General features: G+C 35.2%; 22 protein-coding genes and 3 pseudogenes. 11 read left to right on the top strand and 14 right to left on the bottom strand.

Annotation, left to right across the window (positions count from 1 at the left end; all coding sequences use genetic code 11):
• Positions 1–368: 368 nt before the first annotated feature.
• Positions 369–767 (bottom strand): CHRD domain-containing protein, encoded by a 399-nt coding sequence (locus ACUXEY_RS16520; RefSeq protein ID WP_063223409.1) that lies wholly within the window; start codon positions 765–767, stop codon positions 369–371.
• A gap of 202 nt (positions 768–969) precedes the next feature.
• Between ACUXEY_RS16520 and ACUXEY_RS16515 the strand changes: the two genes are divergently transcribed.
• Complete coding sequence (locus ACUXEY_RS16515) at positions 970–1107, top strand: DUF3956 family protein (protein ID WP_098654712.1); 138 nt, start codon at positions 970–972, stop codon at positions 1105–1107.
• Between the two features lie 124 nt (positions 1108–1231).
• On the opposite strand, the gene ACUXEY_RS16510 is transcribed toward ACUXEY_RS16515, so the two are convergent.
• The 3 genes from ACUXEY_RS16510 to ACUXEY_RS16500 form a co-directional block, all read right to left on the bottom strand.
• A complete protein-coding gene (locus ACUXEY_RS16510; protein ID WP_242251870.1) occupies positions 1232–1507 on the bottom strand; it encodes a hypothetical protein in 276 nt (91 codons plus the stop codon).
• 234 nt (positions 1508–1741) lie between these two features.
• Positions 1742–2395 carry a DUF6944 family repetitive protein gene (locus tag ACUXEY_RS16505; protein WP_461301145.1) on the bottom strand — a complete coding sequence of 218 codons (654 nt, stop codon included), beginning with the start codon at positions 2393–2395 and terminating at the stop codon, positions 1742–1744.
• 476 nt (positions 2396–2871) lie between these two features.
• Positions 2872–3168, bottom strand: a complete 297-nt coding sequence (locus ACUXEY_RS16500) for a hypothetical protein (RefSeq protein WP_461301144.1) — start codon at positions 3166–3168, stop codon at positions 2872–2874.
• A 691-nt stretch (positions 3169–3859) separates the two neighbouring features.
• Between ACUXEY_RS16500 and ACUXEY_RS16495 the strand changes: the two genes are divergently transcribed.
• Positions 3860–4468, top strand: a complete 609-nt coding sequence (locus ACUXEY_RS16495; RefSeq protein ID WP_461301143.1) for a hypothetical protein — start codon at positions 3860–3862, stop codon at positions 4466–4468.
• 340 nt (positions 4469–4808) lie between these two features.
• Here ACUXEY_RS16495 and ACUXEY_RS16490 read toward each other — a convergent pair.
• Positions 4809–4876: pseudogene (locus ACUXEY_RS16490) on the bottom strand (helix-turn-helix domain-containing protein); the annotation flags it as partial.
• A gap of 20 nt (positions 4877–4896) precedes the next feature.
• Here ACUXEY_RS16490 and ACUXEY_RS16485 point away from each other — a divergent pair.
• The 4 genes and pseudogenes from ACUXEY_RS16485 to ACUXEY_RS16470 form a co-directional block, all read left to right on the top strand.
• Positions 4897–5196: pseudogene (locus ACUXEY_RS16485) on the top strand (site-specific integrase); the annotation flags it as partial.
• A 94-nt stretch (positions 5197–5290) separates the two neighbouring features.
• Positions 5291–5395: pseudogene (locus ACUXEY_RS16480) on the top strand (thioredoxin domain-containing protein); the annotation flags it as partial.
• Between the two features lie 589 nt (positions 5396–5984).
• On the top strand, positions 5985–6758 hold the full coding sequence (locus ACUXEY_RS16475; RefSeq protein ID WP_461301142.1) for an exosporium leader peptide-containing protein: 774 nt from the start codon (positions 5985–5987) through the stop codon (positions 6756–6758).
• Between the two features lie 116 nt (positions 6759–6874).
• Positions 6875–7645, top strand: coding sequence for an exosporium leader peptide-containing protein (locus ACUXEY_RS16470; RefSeq protein ID WP_461301141.1), 771 nt, complete (start codon positions 6875–6877; stop codon positions 7643–7645).
• Positions 7646–7949: 304 nt separating this feature from the next.
• Here the strand turns inward: ACUXEY_RS16470 and ACUXEY_RS16465 are convergent, their stop codons facing one another.
• The 4 genes from ACUXEY_RS16465 to ACUXEY_RS16450 all read right to left on the bottom strand — a co-directional run bounded on the left by ACUXEY_RS16465 (position 7950) and on the right by ACUXEY_RS16450 (position 10302).
• Positions 7950–8570 carry a replication-relaxation family protein gene (locus tag ACUXEY_RS16465; protein ID WP_461301140.1) on the bottom strand — a complete coding sequence of 207 codons (621 nt, stop codon included), beginning with the start codon at positions 8568–8570 and terminating at the stop codon, positions 7950–7952.
• Positions 8512–9702, bottom strand: a complete 1191-nt coding sequence (locus ACUXEY_RS16460) for an FtsK/SpoIIIE domain-containing protein (protein WP_461301139.1) — start codon at positions 9700–9702, stop codon at positions 8512–8514. Before ACUXEY_RS16460 ends, ACUXEY_RS16465 begins: the two co-directional genes overlap by 59 nt.
• Positions 9703–9820: 118 nt before the next feature.
• Complete coding sequence (locus ACUXEY_RS16455; protein ID WP_144565714.1) at positions 9821–10003, bottom strand: hypothetical protein; 183 nt, start codon at positions 10001–10003, stop codon at positions 9821–9823.
• Positions 10000–10302, bottom strand: a complete 303-nt coding sequence (locus tag ACUXEY_RS16450) for a hypothetical protein (RefSeq protein ID WP_461301138.1) — start codon at positions 10300–10302, stop codon at positions 10000–10002. Before ACUXEY_RS16450 ends, ACUXEY_RS16455 begins: the two co-directional genes overlap by 4 nt.
• 139 nt (positions 10303–10441) lie before the next feature.
• On the opposite strand from ACUXEY_RS16450, the gene ACUXEY_RS16445 reads away from it, so the two are divergent.
• From ACUXEY_RS16445 to ACUXEY_RS16435, 3 genes are all read left to right on the top strand, one after another.
• Positions 10442–10639: a helix-turn-helix transcriptional regulator gene (locus ACUXEY_RS16445; protein WP_461301137.1), complete on the top strand. Its 198-nt coding sequence runs from the start codon at positions 10442–10444 to the stop codon at positions 10637–10639.
• Between the two features lie 36 nt (positions 10640–10675).
• A complete protein-coding gene (locus tag ACUXEY_RS16440; RefSeq protein ID WP_461301136.1) occupies positions 10676–11140 on the top strand; it encodes a restriction endonuclease in 465 nt (154 codons plus the stop codon).
• 135 nt (positions 11141–11275) lie between these two features.
• Positions 11276–12931 (top strand): ApeA N-terminal domain 1-containing protein, encoded by a 1656-nt coding sequence (locus ACUXEY_RS16435; protein WP_461301135.1) that lies wholly within the window; start codon positions 11276–11278, stop codon positions 12929–12931.
• 146 nt (positions 12932–13077) lie between these two features.
• Here ACUXEY_RS16435 and ACUXEY_RS16430 read toward each other — a convergent pair whose 3' ends face one another.
• Complete coding sequence (locus tag ACUXEY_RS16430) at positions 13078–13671, bottom strand: hypothetical protein (protein WP_461301134.1); 594 nt, start codon at positions 13669–13671, stop codon at positions 13078–13080.
• Between the two features lie 465 nt (positions 13672–14136).
• Between ACUXEY_RS16430 and ACUXEY_RS16425 the strand changes: the two genes are divergently transcribed.
• Both ACUXEY_RS16425 and ACUXEY_RS16420 read left to right on the top strand, forming a co-directional pair.
• Positions 14137–14358 (top strand): hypothetical protein, encoded by a 222-nt coding sequence (locus ACUXEY_RS16425; RefSeq protein WP_461301133.1) that lies wholly within the window; start codon positions 14137–14139, stop codon positions 14356–14358.
• A 568-nt stretch (positions 14359–14926) separates the two neighbouring features.
• Positions 14927–15175 (top strand): hypothetical protein, encoded by a 249-nt coding sequence (locus ACUXEY_RS16420; RefSeq protein ID WP_461301132.1) that lies wholly within the window; start codon positions 14927–14929, stop codon positions 15173–15175.
• Positions 15176–15216: 41 nt separating this feature from the next.
• On the opposite strand, the gene ACUXEY_RS16415 is transcribed toward ACUXEY_RS16420, so the two are convergent.
• Genes ACUXEY_RS16415 through ACUXEY_RS16400 form a run of 4 tightly spaced genes read right to left on the bottom strand, consistent with a single transcriptional unit; the run spans position 15217 to position 18636 of the window.
• On the bottom strand, positions 15217–16023 hold the full coding sequence (locus ACUXEY_RS16415; protein ID WP_461301131.1) for a GH25 family lysozyme: 807 nt from the start codon (positions 16021–16023) through the stop codon (positions 15217–15219).
• Entirely contained in the window at positions 16023–16235 is a 213-nt protein-coding gene (locus tag ACUXEY_RS16410; protein ID WP_461301130.1) for a hypothetical protein, read from the bottom strand. The genes ACUXEY_RS16415 and ACUXEY_RS16410 overlap by 1 nt, the downstream gene beginning before the upstream one ends.
• 1 nt (position 16236) lies before the next feature.
• Entirely contained in the window at positions 16237–16518 is a 282-nt protein-coding gene (locus tag ACUXEY_RS16405; RefSeq protein WP_098155903.1) for a hypothetical protein, read from the bottom strand.
• A gap of 33 nt (positions 16519–16551) precedes the next feature.
• The gene (locus ACUXEY_RS16400; RefSeq protein ID WP_461301129.1) at positions 16552–18636 is read right to left on the bottom strand and encodes a hypothetical protein; all 2085 of its coding nucleotides are present in this window, start codon (positions 18634–18636) and stop codon (positions 16552–16554) included.
• Positions 18637–18655: the final 19 nt, after the last annotated feature.

Below are 18655 nucleotides of genomic sequence, written 5' to 3'. Positions count from 1 at the left end.
GCTCACTTTCATATAAGTTATTACAAATTATGTTATGATTCTTTATTTCAGTGGGTGCTGAAAGTTAGTCTATTAGCTTTGATTAGGTTTAAAAATTTCTATTATCTCTTACACTTTCATATTTCATTTACAAAGTTTATCTACTAATACTAATTTAATTTTCGGAGGGGCATTTCATTTACAAGTTTTCGATAATTACTTTACAAACTAAAAAGATAAAAAATTCACTATTTCTAATTCAATTCGATTCCTTTCGAAACTATACAAATGAATTTTCAAGATTATTAAAGGTAAATTATCTATCTATACATCCTCCACAAAATAAAAGCACCCTAAACGGATGCTTTATTTTTCACTACTATAATTTCTTAGCAATAATTCAATTGTCCACGAATTTCACCATTAGGATGTTGTACTGTATGAACATTAATATAAATGTTTCCAGATATGATTTCATTTACAAGAGTAGATAATGTTTGACCCGCTAACGGCCCAACCAAATCTTCTTGAGTAATCATTCCCGTAAGCGTTGCACACTCTATTGAAACCGGATTTGTTATTGGTCCAAATAAAAAAGCTATCACAGGACCGTTCGTTCCTTTTGCTCCAAGATGCAGATGGGCAGCTGTTACATCCTCTATATTGAATAGATCCAACTTGAATTTTAGGCTAAGTTCATCCCGACTTAATTTAAAGAAAGCCTCTCCTCGAGCGTCTGTTTCTACTGGTGGGACTTCATTTCTACCACGTAACTTTGCAAAAAACATATCTATCACTCCTATGCTTTTATATACTACCAATATATTCATATCCTTTTTATAAGGTGACAAAAAGGCAGCTATTAGACTATTGAAAGTCACTTTATATAATAGATTAATTTATCAATTTTATTAAATTTATAAATTAATCTATAACGTTTTTAAATTTGATTCATATACTGTAGTAGATTACTAGAAAGGAGGTGTAAGCATGGAAAGTTGTATTTTGTTCGTTAATGGACAACCTCTTTTAGTGGTATCAGTTGCTGGAATCGAAATTGCGAGATTAGAACTTTCACTTCAAGTAGCATTGACTTTAATAGCATTAGGGATTCCAATCTGTGCATAAAAGTTAGGTATTTATTAAAAAGAGGGCTTAAGCTCTCTTTTTTATTTTTATCTTTCCTTCACAACAAAAAAAGACGCCATAAAAATCACGGCATCACGTACAATAACTGCTATTTGTTTAATCATTACTTCACTAGCAATCCTAATTCATGTAGAATTTCTGAAAACGAATAGCCATATGCAAAACCTATAATACGAATCCCTGGGGTCCATCTATGTTCTAAATTTTCATTGTATGTTTTCTTATAATACTTTAATTCAGAATCTATATTATATTTGTCGTTAATAATTACTTCATCACTATGAAATCCATCCATTTCAATCTGAACAGCTACGTACTCTGCTCCCTCAATTAAGGCTTTAATATAACACTTTTCTAATTCCTCTAATGTCATCCCCATTATTAACCTCCTATCATAATGGGCGTTTTGTTTGATAAAAAAGAGCATCTGAATCAGTAGATGCGAAGATATACAAAAGGTAATCTCATTGAGTATTAAATAGTTTATAAGCTGGTTACTTGTCCTACAACATATTATATGATTTTTATATAAAAATGGTTCATCAAAAAAAAGTAAAAATCACCATTTATTATTTTAAAAGATAGTTACAATTTTATTTTTTAAGCTAGTCTATCAATCGCTCCCTTCTAACTCCTCACTTTCTTCACGTATTTGTCCAATTAATGAAAATACAGAACCTACAGCTTGGATCCAACTGCCTATGGTATCTATTGACTGTCCTTCTTTCTTTTTATCCAGCTCACTATTTACTTGATTGTCTAAGTTCCCCTCCGTATCATTTACTAGTTCGTCTTTACTATCCTGCCGCTCTCTTCTAATACTTTTCAGTTCATAAATCCCTCCAATTGCCTGCAATGAATTCCCTATAGCTTGCAATAAATTTCCTACAATATTAAAAGATTCATTTTTATCTGAAGCATCTTCAAATTCATCTGCTAATGCTGTAAGTCCTCCTAAAGTCTGTGTCCAATTCCCAGCAATCACTAATTTTATTTTTGTTTCATCTTTAAACTCAATAACCAATCCAGATATTACAGTTACATTACCAATTGATTGAATTTCATTTCCGATTTTTTCAAGAGATATTTCTCCTTGACCATCAGCCTCTAAAGCGTTACCAACTGCTTGTAATGTGTTTCCATATATATTTAAATCCTCCCTTACATTACTACTTATAAAATAGAACGGTGTACTTCCAATAGCGGAAGTTATTGTACCTATAGCTGCTATCAATGCACCAAATATTTCTTTTAGTTGGTTCTCCATTTATAACCTATCCCAACATTAAGTAATTACTTTCATCCTATTCACTCACACATCTACCTGTTAAAAATTCAAACTGTTTCTGTTATCAATACTGTTACAAATACAGTTATAGATACGGTCCCAGTAAGGTTTGCTCTAACTGGTATAGCAACTGGAACTATTTGTGGATAATAAAAAAAACAGAGGGACAAAAAAGCGGTCCCCCTATTTACTTTTTTAAAATCGCAATATACATGGAAAGGATATTAGCCATAATCAAAATTCGATTCATTTAATTATTCGTATATATACTTTTATACATTAGTTTGTAAAACCCCTTGTATTAAGAAAAGTCACTGAGTATCTTTACGAACTTTAAACATAGTAACAAATTACCTATATCACACTCTAATCTTATTTTCCTAACCTCATATGCATCATCTCCTAAAATTCCTTACAAAATAAAAAAGCAGCTGTTAAGCTACTATAAATTCGTTTTATCCCCAAGAGAAATGATAAATATATTCTCCCGTTACACTTTGATTAATCCCAATAATTCTAGCAAACCTCATTAAGTCCGCGCCCTGAAGAAAATACATCGCAAGCATAACTGGCACTTGCGACCACATAAACTGATAAAGCTCCTCAACTCTCAGGTTTGTCGAAACAATTAAATCATTTACAGGCCCTTGATTCCATACAGAAGTTCTAACTGAACGAAACGGAAGATTTTTCCCATTAACCACGATTCGTGCCATACTTTGAGTTATGTCCACAACAATTCCCTCCATCATTACAAAAATCAGACCTGTGTATTTTACTCCTTTCGTTATAAATATTCTTAACCTTCATAAATGTCTAAGGCAAACCTCTATTTTTGCTTCTATTCAAATGAATTTATTTCACACAGTAAACAAGTTAATGAAATTTCAGTATTACTCTCCTCAACTTCCGTATCATTTAGATCATGTACACCCTTATTCAACTTTACAATCCGGTATGCAAAATTACATATCTTATTATCTCAATATCACTTTATTTACTACAAGATGATAGAAAAATATTCAAACCAATTGATAAATCAACATTTGTAATTTAATTCCTTATTTTAAATCCCACCTTATTATTTTTAAACACTATATTCGAATAATTATATTGGAATTTCTTGTTGTATACACATCTATCTTTTTCAGGTATTATATACGAGAAGAGTAAGGTAAGAGTTACTCTTTGCCATTTTAGGAAAGGTCCTGTTGGAAACAACAGGACCTTTTTTCGTATTAGCAATACTTAATAAGAAACACAAAAGGCACGAAATTCACGCACCTTGGCTAAATATATAAAATTAATTGGCATTTCTGGATCAGCTTTACAATGGCCATTGTGCATGAACATCGATTTTTCTAGCATCTAGTTCACCTCCTTAAAAATGCAGGATTTCCCTTTCCAATATCGAATTGGTAATGTTTAGAAAGGGGGTGTAACATGGCGGAAATTAAAGTGGGACTTACACAATTTTTAGACTTCACACTGAAAAGTAGTGCAGCTAAAACGAATTTAGTAAAGAATCTAAAATCTCAACCTGAATATCACCCGGTTTTTGATTACTGGAAACAATTACGAGAAACTATTATTAAATTTCATAAAAACGAACTACCTTTTGACTGTTTTGAAACATTAGTACAAACTGTTGACCAGAAGAAAAAGCAAAACTACATTGATGTTATAAAGCAGTACAAAAAATTTATTAAAAACAAAGAGGTTTCTTGGTTTGATTCAGGTAAATCACATTGGTTATCAGATAATTTAATCGTCCGCTCATCACCTGAACTCGGTTTGCTCATTAATGATGAGCCGCATCTTATTAAACTATTTTTCAAAGGAAAAAAAGAGCGAATTGATAAATATAACATCAACTCAACACTGACATTATTAAATGAATCAACATTTTCAAATGAATATAAAGATGTGAATTATACAGTCCTTAACATTCAAAAGAACAGAATGTATACGAATAACTCTATTAATAATGATCATTTAATAGCTCTTGAATCAGAAGCCCACCAACTTTCTTGTTTATGGGATAAGGTGTAAAAGAGTATAGGTATCTATTCAATACCTTGTTCATGCGTAATTTGGGGCACAATTTTCACAAATCCAATTCGTTTCTTTTAAAGTGAAGCTCACCTTCTTGTTTCTCACAAACAATGCAGGGTGGGCGTTTTTTGAACACAGTTTCTTTACCCATTTCAACATCTTAATTCTCCCCTCTGAAAGAATAATATAATGGTCTTTTTCTACCACATCTGCATTAGCCTCCTGACTTCTTAACCGCTAAGTAATTCCTAAGATGTTCTTACGATCCCTTTCGTGTTCCACATCATTTTTTTCTTTCACTCTATACAGTGCAGCAATTCCCCCCTCTTGTTAGTCTTGCTTCTTTTACCTGCATTACTTTATTTGGATGTAATTGTTGCTGGAACTCCCCTAACGCCGCCTAATATCTTCTCTCACAACATCTCATAAAAATATCTGAGGAAAAGAACGTGATAGCGATGGCTATTATGAATATAATTTAATTTATCCTATTTATAATAGTAACCTTACAATTCAGAAGTTTGACACAGCTCATGAAAAAGCTTATAAAGAAAAGTGAGGTTCCTAATATTCATTTCTAGATTTTAAGGTATATATCTCAATAATCTTAAATGAACGATTAGGACATAAAGAGTGGGATCACACTGGATACCTACTTACATGTTTTATCAGAACTTCAAGAAACTTCGGTGAATCAATTTGCAAACGAATTATTCGGAAAGAAAACTCTCGTTAGATTTTCGTTAGAAGTTTTCATTTCACAGCAAATACACCAACTAAACAACCAAAAATATTGATAGTGAAAAAGGAGAAACAAACATGAAAGAAATCAAATCAGAACAGGAATTCAAAGACATTATCGCAAGTGAGGAGCCAGTAGTTGTTAAATTCTTTACTACATGGTGTCCAGATTGCGTACGGGTGAAGTAGTACGTTTTATGTATGATTATGCAACGTTAATAAGCGTTAATATATAAAGGTTTAGGGGACATATCAGCGACCATTTCCCTCTCACCATTACTAAGAAGTATTCGTTTAGTTTGCATTTTCGTTTGCAATCTCGTTTGCAAACTTGTTAGCACTTTTTTATATCTCTTCTACTAAAAACCATCATTGTATTTCTTCTTTTACACATAACTTATACTGCCACTATGATGAAAATCATCAATTAAAGAAAATAATTATAATAGGTACTTTCTTAACATGCATATTTTTCAAATTATTCCCAGACTGTAAAATTCATGTTTTGTTGGTACTCCCTCATTTGAACCGCAAGCAGCCAATCCCATAAGTAAGGCGCTACAAGTTAATGCTGTAAGTAATTTACTTTTCATATATCTTTCCTCCGCACTTCCAATTTGTAAGATTTCTCAACCAAGCATAACAAATCGAGTTACGACTATTTTGTCGAATAAAAATAAAAAAGAGAGATTCCGCTTATGTGAAGATCATTTATCTAGTATTGAGCATTTAATAATTATGATTAGTACAAGCATATTATGGAGGTGTGTGTATGAATGAAGAAAATGAGTTTTTGAATGGAGTAGCATTTGATCCGAATTTACTTGGTCCGACGCTACCACCTATCCCGCCATTCACTTTACCAACTGGAGCTACTGGTCCAACAGGCCCTACTGGTATAACAGGTTCAACCGGTGCTACTGGTATAACAGGTCCAACTGGAGTAACAGGTTCAACCGGTGCTACTGGTATAACAGGTCCAACTGGAGTAACAGGTTCAACCGGTGCTACTGGTATAACAGGTCCAACTGGAGTAACAGGTTCAACCGGTGCTACTGGTATAACAGGTCCAACTGGTATAACAGGTCCAACTGGAGTAACCGCAATTGAATCTGCATTTAGAGCGTTTAAACAAGGCCCTTTAGAGACACAAACATATACCGCAGGGGATGCGCTAGTTCTTACATTTAATAATGAACAATTTGATTTTGGAAATGAATTTGACGGTGTTTCAACATTCCAACCAAATCAAGATGGAGTATATTCATTAGCAGCAGGTTTAAGATTTAGCCCTAGTAACCCTTTAGTTACCTATGGGTTTTCAGTCAATATTCTTCTCAACAATGTTGAAGTTATAGTGTCAACTAATGAAGTGAATTTTTTTGCTGATGCACTTGCAAATGTTTCTGCTATATATGGATTAAAAGTAGGAGACAGTGTGCAAGTTATATTTCGTGCTACTACAGATGGATTTATTGTGGGCGATCAATTTAATGCAACATTTTTTACAGCAGCGAGACTGCCTTTTACAAGCCCTATACTTTAGTTTTTTTAGTCATATTATTAATCTGTATAAAAAGAGAGCCTTAGGCCCTTAGCTAATGTCATAATTATTTCAGAAACGCATTTATTTAATATGATAAGAACTTTTGGAGGTGACGTATGTCAGAAGAATACGGGTTTAACTCACATGGGGTTCTAAAAGGAGCGGCATTCGATCCGAACTTGATTGGCCCCACATTACCATCTATTCCCCCATTTACATTGCCAACAGGTCCAACTGGAGTAACCGGCCCGACGGGAGCAACAGGTCCAACTGGAGTAACTGGCCCGACGGGAGCAACAGGTCCAACTGGAGTAACTGGTCCGACGGGAGCAACAGGTCCAACTGGAGCAACAGGTCCAACTGGAGCAACAGGTCCAACAGGAGTAACTGGTCCGACGGGTATAACAGGCCCAACTGGTCCAACCGGAGCTCTTCTATTTTTTACACCACTTGCAAGAATACCAGATCCTATAGATCTTCCAGCCAATACGGATAATGTTCAGATTATGGAGGTTTTTGTTAAAGTACAAGGAGAAAACGATTTCGTCCATTTAAACGCAACGATAGGTACAGAAATTGATGTTGACACAGGAAGTAACGATAGTGCTATCTTTATTGTGGATAAAATAACGTATCAGTTATTCCGTGAAGATGTGTTATTGGCAGAGTCGGTTGTATCTGCAGACTATAAGGTAAATCTAATAAATCCACTATATACTTTTAACTCCACGTTTACATGGGTAGATTTTCCATCAGACCCAGTATTACCAGTAGATCCAATACGTTATCACATTGTAGCTAATATAGGGAATTTTGATCAGGTAGTAAGTGCTCAAATTAGAAATCGAGGGTTTACTGCTGTGGTACACCCTACCGGTCCCATCTAATAATGTTTTGAAAAGAGTATATTTTTCACATTTTTCTCATCATTGTTTTAATCATGTAAAAGAGAGAGTCGTAAGGCTCTCTTTGCTAATACTTAACTACTAATAAGGGACCGCCACATCGCTATCAAGCTAACAAAACTAAATTTCCTTAAAATGAAAAAATACGCTATTCTTTATGTAGAATCATAGGAAAGGATAGCGATTTTGGCATGAGTTTATCGACTTTTGATGAACTAGAATTGTTTTCTAAAGAGTTGTAACGAAATATATCACCATGGAAGGACTGTTAATTTTTATTTCGCCCTTATATATTTGTAATCACATACACCTTCACAAACACATCATACTTAGCTGCCAACTCTTCTAATTTCTTTTCTCTGTATTTAGTCACTGTAAAAAAATGAATCACTGGCATTTTCCCGTTATGCTTCTGTTTATAAATTTGCGTAAATTCTTCATATTTTTTTAACTTCTCTTCATTCACTTTCATTTTCTGCGAGCGATCCACTTCAACCGCATGAAGTATATTTTCTTCATCACGAAACTTCACATCAGGAACTATTTTCTTTTTTTCCTTATTCTTTATATAACGGATATCCATTTCAATCTGCCAATCATCTGGACAGAATAAATGTAACCATGCTTCATTACGTAATAATGCATGTGCAAGCTTTCCTCTCGAAACAACCTTACCATCATCGCCAAACAAAGCATGCCCTTCTTTATTGAGATAGTACACGTACTCTTTCCCTTGCATCGTCTTACTTAAATACGACTTCAAATCGCCCATAATTCTGTTTGCATTTCGAATACCACCCATATTATGCACACTCATGACATGTCTTCTTGTGGCAAACTGCAGCTTTCTAATCGTCGCAAGTATCGCCATTTGACGATTGATTTTCATGTGACTCTGGATGTTCATGTTTTTCCACCTCATATTCTTTTAGATGTTTCCACATCATTTCATCGCTAATATAAGGAACTTGAATTTCGGTGAGTCGATCTGATTTATAAATCGCTCTACCAGGTAAGGATGGTAATGTTTCTAATCCAGATTCATCAAGAACAACTTCAGATGCCACCCTTGTCGGTAACCGAAATCCTACTTTCGCATCAGACATTTGTTTTACCACTGATGGAATTGACGTTACCGTTGGGTACTGTGTAGCCAAAATCAAACGAAATCCTAATCCACCCGATACAGTCGCTATATAACTAAGCATGTATTGGCACTCTTCTCGAATCTTATTAACGTGACGCGGCAACCCTTTTGCCGGAGCGAGTACAGCACCTTCATCAACAATGATGAAAAAACGGTCTTTTTCTTTTGTCTCAACTATATTCTTATAACCATTTTCCTTCATGAGTTTGCCGCGCTCTTCAATTTTCTCCATGATTTTTCCGAGTACACGATGTGCCTTTTCGACTGAATCAGCTACCTCAACCACTTGTTTCAAATTACGAAACTCGCTAAACTCTAGTCCTTTTTCCTTTAAATCAATTAGATATACGTGAACATTTTCAGGGTTCGCTTCAATCAAGGTGGCAAGTAGTACTTTCAAAAACACTGTTTTCCCCATTCGTGTAAGACCACCTAATACCATGTGAGGGGTTTTATCGAAGTCATGATAAATCAACCTCTCTAGACTTTGCCCCATTGGAACACGCCATTTCCCCTTCTCCACTAATCCGATTGACCAATTCCACTCCACCGGTATATCTCTGTGAAATACACGAATGTTCAATTTATAATTATTGTACTGAATACGTACTGGTTTATTTAACCCCTCAGAAACAACGTCTTCTACCTTTTGAATAATTTTACTCGGCATGCCAAGCGGTAAGGTATATACATAAGTCGTACTACGATCATCATCGATTTGTTTTTGGAACTTTGGATATTGTAATTTTTCTTCATTATTTCTTTTAATCGCAATACCAGCTACCTCAAAAAACACCTGTATTTTTCGCTTATCATCATTTTTACTTTTGAACTTTTCACCGAATAAAGCCACTGTTAAACCTGCAGCTGGAACGAGTAATAATTCAATCATTTTCTCCACTCCCCATATACCCTTTATAAGGGTATATATCCCTTATTTTTGGAAGACTCCCGTACGTGCTATATGCTAACGACCCGTAAATGTCCTACAATGCCACATTGGTATTCCCTTATAGAAACGCGAAAAGCACATAACGTAGAAGATACAAGAACGAGCCTGTGAGCGTTGTGTACATGGTCATACGTGGAAGCCAACGTGGAACACTCTGCCCCATTTTTTCTGCGACCTTCATCGTAATCACTGACAAGCCAGTTGCCGTCCAGACCACTATCGCTTCTCCTACGATTGTCATTTGAATCCCTCTTTTCGAATGAGTTGTAATCCCTTAGAAGTCATAACCGGCTGATACTCATTGATGACATCTCCCCAATCAAGTACTTCATCCTCATCTTCATATAAATCATCCATGATATCGTTTGATAAACGGTAATATCCTTTGTACTCACGATTATTAAAAACCTCATGTCTTTCCATGTGGTCCATAATTGCATTTGTTTCTTTTTTACCATTTGAATCCCTATACATATTTCTTAATTCTTTCGATGGATACAGGTAAGGCGTTTCATTCAAATGTGAATATTGCCAACGCATACGCGCCCTCTCCCCTCTTGATGTCCTTGATTCCACTTGGTATTCCTCGTGGTCTTGATATAGGTATATGACCTAGAAAGAAGGATTTTGCCTGTCCTTCGAGAAAAAATTCGTAGGACAACTAAAAAAGGGTGATGATATGGAAAGTCGTTTGAAAGAAATTTTGGATGAACGTGGAATTAAATACAGTTTTATTGCTAAAAAAGCTGGGATTGCAACATCCACAATGACGAATTTAATAAAAGGTGGACTTCCAACCTTACCTGTCGCCTATCGTATTGCTCGTGCGCTGGAAATGAAATTAGAAGACATTTGGATTGAGGATGAAGTAGAATAAACATCAATTGGACATACTCATACTGAGGTGAATTGCATGATTTGGGCAATAGCATTGCTTTTACTTGTTTTTCTCATTGGTTTTGTCATGAGAGGTCCACACGTAACACCTGAAGAAATTAGGACACATCGGGTGCAACAAGCTGCAACTCGTAGTCATTTAGAAATTATGGATCCAAGAGAATTCGAATACTTTGTAGCTGATGTTTTTCGTACACTTGGTTATAAAGTTCAGGTGACTTCTGGTTCAAATGATGGTGGAAAAGACATTATCCTTTATAAAGATAACGAAATGAAATTTGTTGAGGTAAAGCGCTATACGAAAAACTCCATTGGCAGGCCGTTTATCCAAAAACTTCATAGCGCCATTGTAGATGCTGATGCTGTTGGAGGGTATTTCGTTACATTAAGTAACTTCAATAAGAACGCAAGGCAATATGCTGCGAATAAAAACATTGAGTTGATCGATGGTGATAAGCTCATTCATATGATGAATTCATAAAGCTAGCTCTTTTGAAGGGTTGGCTTTTTTCTTACAAAAAATCTTTTTAAGAATTATTTTTTGTAAAAATTAAATAAAGATTTGCTATACTTAATTGATGAAATTAATTCGCAATTCATTAAAGGAGATGAGGTCGTGGGAAAAAAAACTAAAGATTTTAATATGAACGATAAATTTGAACTACGTGGTAATTGGTGGATACCTGATAATTCAAAGAATATAGTAGCGGGGATTTTAAATTATGATTCAGATAATATTACCTTACAACTTTTCGGTTGCTTTACAGAAAGTGATGATTTTTTCGAAACCCCAAAATTCAGTATTATTCAAGGTATCACTGATCAAGGAGAATATATCACATTATGTGATGGATTCCAAATAAAATTGAGCTTTTCAGGTATTTCTCGAACACAAACCTTAACATTTAATAAACTTATAACAGGAAAACATTTCGAATCATTAGATAATATTAAATTCCATTCTTTATCAGTTAGTTATTCAGCACTTGAAGATTGGTTGGGTTTTCATCCATTTGAAGAAACAACTGAACTTGATGAAAATCATAAATTAACAAAAGCCACACTTTCGTATAAGTTTCCACCAGTTTCTGAAGCATACATAAAGAGTAAGAAAACAAAAATAAAAACTGGATTTACATTTAATACATCTGGGGAGTTACATAAAAATCGAGGTTATAATCATAAATCAACTTTAGACATTTTACCAGATGAACAAATGGACCTTGAATGGTTTTTCAATATGATGCATGAATTACAAGACCTACTAACACTATTTACTAACAAGGCTGTATTTCCAAGGCATCTTAAGGCAAAAGGAAATATTATTGATGAAAAAACTCAAATAAGAGAGACCTTCTCTATATTTTCTTTGTACTATAAAAAATCTAAGGAAAAGAAAACCTCTCCAATGGATTTAGGAATTCACTTCCAATTTATTAAAGACGATTGGGAAAATATATTAAATCTTTGGTTCATAGGCCCTTCATACTCTGCCAGAAAGATTTATCTTCGAAACTTATATGACACAGAAAAATCATGGGAAACGGCCTATTTGGATTACGCTAAAACCTTAGAAAGTTTACATCGTGATACTGAAGGTGAGGTTGGCCAGTTTTTATCCGATGATTCATATGAACCTATAAAAAAAGGGATGTTAGAATCCATACAACAAGGTCAAATGGGGAATAGTGATTTTAATAATCTAAAAAACAAATTAAGTAGCGCGCTAAAGTATGCTCATCATTTTGGATTTGAAAGAAGGATTCGAGATACCTTTAAGGAAATGGATGAACGGATTAAAAAAATAATCTTCCCAAATGGTTTAAATCAATTAAAGAAATTTGCTAGTAATGTTACCGTGACAAGAGACTATTACACTCATTATGGTGAAAAACCAAACTATTACTTTAAAGATTTTGACCTTTATTTTGTTAATTCAAAATTACAAGTCATACTTTTCTATTATTTTTGTAAACACCTTGAAATTAAAGAAGATTTAATTTACCAAAAAATAAACAATGACTATAATTTAATAAGTCGGTTGAAAATGGAAACTGAACAAACAACCGAACAAGCAACTAAACAACCAGTTCAACAAACGACTAAACAAGTTCGCACCAACAAGAGACCCAACAAGAGACTCAACAAGGGACTCAACAAACGATTCAACAAACGATTCAGCAAACGATTCAGCAAACGATTCAGCAAACGATTCAGCAAACGATTCAGCAAACGATTCAGCAAACGATTCAGCAAACGATTCAGCAAGTGACTAATTAAAATGTGACTCTTCTGGTCCGTTTTTCAACTGACTTCAGCTGAATTTGTGGATATAAAATCCCCCTTATAATAGACAGGATATAAAGCTTTCTTTTTTTCTGTCTACTATAGGGGAATCATATCACTTACAATCCGGCTTTATTTCTGAACATATATACTTTTCTCGTTTATATATTTATTCATATATTCTTCAATAAGCTTTTCCTCTTTTTTCTCAAGAAACTTACCTAGTTCATTTAATAACTCAAATGAAAAATTTACTATTTCTAGTACCTCTTCTACATATAATTTCAAACCTTTTTCCTTTATATTGATCCCTTTACGCATTAATTCTCTCTGTAACTCTAATAATTTTCTATAACTAGTCCGTGTTTCTATGAATATTTCCTTGTTAATATATACTGCTTTAATATAAAAATCGGTCCATTTACCTATTAATAAATTATTAAAAAACTCCTGTATCCCAACTATTATCGATTTTAGATTTTCATCGTCCCTAAATAATTTATTTCTTTTATACTCCGTTTCGAGTTTTCCTTGTAAATCAATAGCATCATTTGAAATCTCATAAATTAATAACTTCAACTCATTTATAGATTCTAGCCCTTTTAACCTTTTTTCTTTCTTTTCTTTTGCCCTTGATATGCTATATGTAATATATCCACCTGTCAATGTACCTAAAAGTGCACTTCCAAATGGAATTAAATCTTTTAATGCCAGTTCTATACTCATCGTTACCTCCTAATTTTAACTTTTAATATTTAAATAGATAATAACACAAATGTTTAACTTATAAAAAAGAGCCGCCCAACAGGACGGCTTCTTTTCACCCCACATACACATAGGCTTCATTTGCATTTATATAGTATGTTTTTCCTTCGCTATTGTAAAATATACACCTACAAAGCGTACCCCAAGAGAAAATATTATTTAAAATTAGAATATTTTTCTTCGACCAGTATTTATTGATCATTGTCACAACTAGTAGTTTTCTCCACTAGCTCTTAAAAATTAGTATAGTTTGTATTAATTCTGTATCTAGTAGAAGCTCTCTGTATCAAATAAAAATAGAATAGTAGGTTAATAAACAAGCATTCTTTTTACTAAAACATAGAATAATATGAACCCTAATCGAAGGGAGGTATAAAAGAATGTCCTGGAATAATGATTGCTGGAGCTCTAAGAAAAAGCAATGTTGTGATGATTGGTGGAAATCCAAAGATAAGCACAATTGCGATGACGATTGGTGGAAATCTAAAGATAAGCACAATTGTGATGACGATTGGTGGAAATCTAAAGATAAGCACAATTGTGATGACGATTGGAAGTTTAAGCGAAATAAGTGTCGTTGTAAATGTTTCTTTTTTTGTTGTCAATGTAAAAGAAAACATTGGTAAGTTTTTCAGTGCCAGATTATAAGCAAAGAATATGTCTTTGGGACTGATAAATACTAGATTATAGTAATTAAAAAGACCGTCTCTAAATGGGACGGTTTTTTCTATTTACGTCTCAATTTCCTCTTAATCAACTATACTCTATTGTCCAATCCCCCTTCCTACTCTTCGCATAGCATGTACTAAAAAGGAGGTACGTACTTAATATGTCAAACTATTATTACGACCGTTCACATAAGTGCTATCGTAAGAAACGTAAAAAGTGCGACTGCGATTGTCATTGTAAACCTCGCTATCAAACGTTAACATCAGGTCCTTTATTCCGTAATGCTGACACTGATTTCATTCAAGTTTCTGCACTTAATCAAACAGACGAACCGCAAACTGTTACTATAGCGGTTCAGAATTACCAAGATACGTGTGATGGTGATGTTTACCCTTCTTATGGATATCTTTGTGGGGAGTTAATAAACGAAGATAACGGCGGTTCAGATGATACTACGCGGAATGGCAACGGTGGATGTATCTATTGCGAGCCTGAAGGAGTAACTCCGTTTGTTGGGCCAGTTACATTTACGATTCCACCTCGGCAGTTGTTTAGCGTACGAGTATTTTGGCCGCAAGACCCGACAAGACCGCAAGACCCTTTGTATGTAGTTCGGGTGACGAAGCCGACTGACCCGATTTTTCCGCAAGACCCGATAAGACCGCAAGACCCTCACCGTCCAGTTACCATAAACACATGGGGCATAAACTTTGCAGGTGTAATTCAGCAAGGGAATACGGTGTTGAATGGGCAGTTTACTCCAACTGATCCGTTTCTACCTCTAGACCCCATTTAATACAGAATAAATAAAAAAAGCCGTCAAATGACGGCTCTTATTTATTTAACTTCATAATGCCAATCAAGACGTAGTAACCATTCTTCGCAAGCTTTCAATTGTGCATCAGAAGTAGGATCTGTGACGATATACGCTAATCCATCCGGCTCAAGGATGAACTTACCAGTCATCTTTAAAGATGTAAGAGCTTGCATAGCATTAAGTACTTCATACGGTGAAAATGCTCCTGTTTGGATGATATTTTGTTTAGGTTCTTCCGCTTGTACTTGCTCCTGTTTCTGTTCTGCTCCAGTAAACCAAGATAAAGACTTGCTTCCAATAAGTGAATTCAGGTCACACTTACCGATACCAGGTACATTTCCTGTTTCCGTGTACTGCCAAATATCACAAGGATATGCTGGCTTATTACCGCCATAACGCGGAATCCATACAAAATCACTTTTTACGTTCGCCATACCAAAAGGTGCATACATATGATGCCCAACATATAACCCTACTTTCTTAGCACCTAATCGGTATAACTCATCGATAAACGCCTGTGTACCTACTCTCATATCATTCATTGTTTTTACTTCTACATCAGCGACCCATACAGTTGCGCTCTTGTCACCGCGACTCCAGAAGTCCTGTGCTTCTTTCTTTGCATCAGCAATAGAAACAAATCGGCAAAATGCATAGTTTCCAAAAGGAATGTTGTGCTGCTTCATCGCTTGTACATATCCTTTATATAACGGATCTACATAGTTTGAGCCATCTTGCACACGGGCAATTACAAAATCCAAGTACTGTTTTGCTACTGGCCAGTTGATATTACCGTTCCATTTTGAAATATCTACGATTTGCCCCATTATTGATCCTCTCCTTTTTTACCTTGATCCGTAAACCATTTACCTGCAGTAGGATTTGAAACTACACCTGCAGCAATCAAAATAAACAGGATTATATCTACATACTCTTGATATCTCCCTAAATTAAAATTAGGAACAGCATCCATCAATACCATTCCTAATAGAGCGAATAATGCTACCCATAATCCACGATTTTTCAGCTTTTCTTTCATATCAATCACTCTCCTTTTCTACATTATCCAGTCTTTTATGTGCTTGTTTTGTACTCTCTTCTACTCTGGTAATACGTTCACCAAATGAAACCATCTGCCTCTCACTTGCTTTTTGATCTATACGAATATCGTCAACACCTTTGCTGATATACTCTAATTTCGCTTTCATTTCTGCTCCTTGTTGCCCATCAGATTTTATTTCTCTTGAGCGATTTAAAGCGTAAGAAAGGTATCCGATAACTAGTGAAACAGCTGCAATAAGTAAACCAATTTCAATTGTCATATATTAACTCCTTTCCAAAATAAAAAGCCCACATTATAGCTTTGTTGGCTTTAGTGCGCCTGTGCTATCGATACTTATTCTCCAAAAAGAACCATCCTCAGCTTGTAGAACAGGTCCTTTTGTTTTATCACCGAATCGCAAATCTCCATAAACGGTATTATCTGATTCTGTATTTACAAATACTTTTGGGTAATCATCGCCAGTCGTGGCGAAAATCCGATTTACCCGGACAAGAGTGTTTTCGTGATTAGAAAGAGAAATGGTAAAGCGTAGTTTATATGTGTTTGCGGATCGTGCTGCGACATGAATGACATCTGAAGCGTTCCCGTTAATATTGGATAGTTGAACGTATGCACCGTTTAAGCTGGTAACACGTTCTATCTTTATATTTTTTGGTGTTTCAGTCCATCCAAACTCAATGCCAACAGATTCTAAATATTGAAGTGGTTTATCACCAAAATCTATTTCGATAATAGCTGGTGCTGCGGCTGTAGGGTTTGTCCATCGGCAGAATTGCTCTCTTCTCATACTAAACATAGCCCAAATGTTTCCGGATGCTTTAGGCGCACCAGGTAAATTCACTTTGTATCGTTTATCAGCAAGGAGCAAAACATCATCTTGATCTCCCACCATGATTTTCTTATTTGGTAATGTTGGTGGGAATGAAATTTCGGGAAGCTCCCGTTGATATTCTGTGTAAGGCAGGTACGCTTTTCCACCGTATTTTGTACTCGTCATCATCACACGGCTGATACCAATTTGTTTATTAGCTAGGTTACTCCCCCAACATTTAATCCTGATTTTCGTACATTTATCAGCCATTGCCCAAGGAGCAGATACGGCAATAGCTTGTGATCTATTATTTTTTGTCCAATGTACTCCAATCCATTGTTTACTTAGTTCATCATATATTTCCATTTCATACCCTTGCGGCTGACTTCCCCACGAACTCATAACAGTTAGAAAGGCAGCATACAAGATTGGATCAGAAAACGTGTTAATTTCAATTATAATTGGATTTTCATATGTTGCATTCTTTGCATCAAAAGTAATCCCTGCTTCTGTATCAAACGTGAATATATCCGTCAGTTCGCCATCTACAATAGGATGCGTTGAAACTTGCGTAACGGTGTACCCTCGCTTATGACCATTTACTAAGTAGTCATCCTGATTTCCAATGAAATTCGGTACATACGGTAAACTAATCGGCAATGCATTGATTCGCTTATCCGATACGTAGTTGTTTGGGCTTGGAAAACTGTTCATATACCCGTTATCTATCCACGCTTCTGTAATTTCAGCGGCCATTGGGCTTACAATCTGATTAAACCTTGCAGACTTCGTAAACTCATACGCTGCTTCTGTAGGCTTTAATTTGTGTATATCCCAGCCGAATATATCAAAACGATTTGTACCACCTTCGCAGTAAATTAAGCGTTTCGTACCTGCTTCTGCTTGGAACTGCACCTGGTCAAACAAGTTCCCACCTACATCGCGTGGTACTTTTGAATCTCCTTCTAAATATAAACCGTACTCAAAGTTCATAAGCGTGATTTGATGGAAGAAATTCGCGTTTACCCAAGCCATATCAGCTTCTTTTGTTATTTTTGGATCAACACGTAAATGAATGCCCTTCTGCATGTTTGTGATCGTAACGTTGTTGCATTTTACGTTATCGATGTAGGACATTGGCGTTGTGGCTTCCATTAGGATCCCTGTACCTGTCCATCCACTCGTTGCATGTTTACCAAGGATATTTATGTCTTTCAGCATGTGCGTTTGTTCGTAGAACTGAAAAATATCTGTCGCATTAAAATAAATAGCTGCCTTCGTAAATGGCACCTTCATATTTCTCAAATCAATGGTTGCACCTTCCACATATGCTTCAGGTTTCATTTGAATGACATTTATATCTGCCAATGGTTTTAACACGGCATTCGGTGCAAAAATCATCCTAACTCTCGGCGGAACAATAATTGTCTTCAGAATCCCATACACACCGTCAGGAATAAAGATTGTTTTCACTTGGGAAGTTCTTGCTTTTTCTAGCATTACATCAAAAGCAGGACTGTCATTAGAACCATTTGCTTTCGCACCAGTAGGATATATTTGATACAAGATATCACCTCATTTTTGA

The sequence above is a fragment of the Bacillus sp. F9_6S_D1_P_5 genome, assembly GCF_054823925.1.
The sequence above is the reverse complement of the archived record's forward strand: the minus strand, read 5'-3'. Positions and strand labels throughout refer to the sequence as shown.

Excerpts from the sequence above, each read along its gene's own strand:
- ACUXEY_RS16520 (WP_063223409.1), bottom strand. The coding sequence starts at position 767 with ATGTTTTTTGCAAAGTTACGTGGTAGAAATGAAGTCCCACCAGTAGAA.
- ACUXEY_RS16515 (WP_098654712.1), top strand. The coding sequence starts at position 970 with ATGGAAAGTTGTATTTTGTTCGTTAATGGACAACCTCTTTTAGTGGTA.
- ACUXEY_RS16510 (WP_242251870.1), bottom strand. The coding sequence starts at position 1,507 with ATGGGGATGACATTAGAGGAATTAGAAAAGTGTTATATTAAAGCCTTA.
- ACUXEY_RS16505 (WP_461301145.1), bottom strand. The coding sequence starts at position 2,395 with ATGGAGAACCAACTAAAAGAAATATTTGGTGCATTGATAGCAGCTATA.
- ACUXEY_RS16500 (WP_461301144.1), bottom strand. The coding sequence starts at position 3,168 with ATGATGGAGGGAATTGTTGTGGACATAACTCAAAGTATGGCACGAATC.
- ACUXEY_RS16495 (WP_461301143.1), top strand. The coding sequence starts at position 3,860 with ATGGCGGAAATTAAAGTGGGACTTACACAATTTTTAGACTTCACACTG.
- ACUXEY_RS16475 (WP_461301142.1), top strand. The coding sequence starts at position 5,985 with ATGAATGAAGAAAATGAGTTTTTGAATGGAGTAGCATTTGATCCGAAT.
- ACUXEY_RS16470 (WP_461301141.1), top strand. The coding sequence starts at position 6,875 with ATGTCAGAAGAATACGGGTTTAACTCACATGGGGTTCTAAAAGGAGCG.
- ACUXEY_RS16465 (WP_461301140.1), bottom strand. The coding sequence starts at position 8,570 with ATGAACATCCAGAGTCACATGAAAATCAATCGTCAAATGGCGATACTT.
- ACUXEY_RS16460 (WP_461301139.1), bottom strand. The coding sequence starts at position 9,702 with ATGATTGAATTATTACTCGTTCCAGCTGCAGGTTTAACAGTGGCTTTA.
- ACUXEY_RS16455 (WP_144565714.1), bottom strand. The coding sequence starts at position 10,003 with ATGACAATCGTAGGAGAAGCGATAGTGGTCTGGACGGCAACTGGCTTG.
- ACUXEY_RS16450 (WP_461301138.1), bottom strand. The coding sequence starts at position 10,302 with ATGCGTTGGCAATATTCACATTTGAATGAAACGCCTTACCTGTATCCA.
- ACUXEY_RS16445 (WP_461301137.1), top strand. The coding sequence starts at position 10,442 with ATGGAAAGTCGTTTGAAAGAAATTTTGGATGAACGTGGAATTAAATAC.
- ACUXEY_RS16440 (WP_461301136.1), top strand. The coding sequence starts at position 10,676 with ATGATTTGGGCAATAGCATTGCTTTTACTTGTTTTTCTCATTGGTTTT.
- ACUXEY_RS16430 (WP_461301134.1), bottom strand. The coding sequence starts at position 13,671 with ATGAGTATAGAACTGGCATTAAAAGATTTAATTCCATTTGGAAGTGCA.
- ACUXEY_RS16415 (WP_461301131.1), bottom strand. The coding sequence starts at position 16,023 with ATGGGGCAAATCGTAGATATTTCAAAATGGAACGGTAATATCAACTGG.
- ACUXEY_RS16410 (WP_461301130.1), bottom strand. The coding sequence starts at position 16,235 with ATGAAAGAAAAGCTGAAAAATCGTGGATTATGGGTAGCATTATTCGCT.
- ACUXEY_RS16405 (WP_098155903.1), bottom strand. The coding sequence starts at position 16,518 with ATGACAATTGAAATTGGTTTACTTATTGCAGCTGTTTCACTAGTTATC.